This window comes from Vibrio sp. Y2-5 (genome assembly GCF_014596725.1).
Lineage (GTDB): Bacteria > Pseudomonadota > Gammaproteobacteria > Enterobacterales > Vibrionaceae > Vibrio.
Genome location: NZ_JACVEG010000078.1, coordinates 1 through 642, shown reverse-complemented (window position 1 = coordinate 642; position 642 = coordinate 1). Strand labels below are relative to the sequence as shown.

1 protein-coding gene is annotated in these 642 nt (G+C 31.8%); it reads right to left on the bottom strand.

Going from position 1 to position 642, the window contains the following annotated elements; all coding sequences use genetic code 11:
- Window positions 1-337 (bottom strand): fibronectin type III domain-containing protein (locus HUO09_RS21995; protein WP_223159549.1); only part of this gene is annotated, 337 nt, incomplete at its 3' end.
- Window positions 338-642 lie beyond the last annotated feature (305 nt).

Genomic DNA, 642 nt, shown 5'->3' with positions numbered 1-642 from the left:
GATTTTTCACTGTAAACTCTTCTTCTAAACCAATTTCAGCAACCTGTTTTCCATTTTGTAAAATCTTAAATCCTGCTAAATCATCATCTTTAGGACTTTTCCATTTTAATTTCACTGTTTTATCAGTTGGTTCAGCCGTTAAAGAAGATACTGGACCTGGAGGGATTTTCTTTGGATCAATAAGAGTTCTTATACGTTTTTCAACACCATTAGAAGCTTGATTCCCATACATAGCAACAAACTTATAATTATAATATTTATCAGGTTCTAAATTCGTAGAAACAACTTCATTTCCATCCGCTTTTATAAAATCACGTTTCTCACCTTCAAAATACATCNCGCCTCTACAATAGCATTTAAATTAGTAATGTTTTCATAAAATAAAATATCATCACTAAAAATCTCCATTACATAGATAGAAATTAAATTAACAGAATTATTCTTAACCCGAATGGCATCAATTTTTTTAGATGATATTGGATACGTAACCAACTCACCTCTACCATACACTCCGCGGTCTCTCAAAAAACTACCCAAACTTAATTCATGAACAACTTTCCCCTGATACATGAAATCAATGTATATAGCATCTGGACTATTATCTCCAACTTTAAACCTCAAACCAGAAACTCCCGAATATAC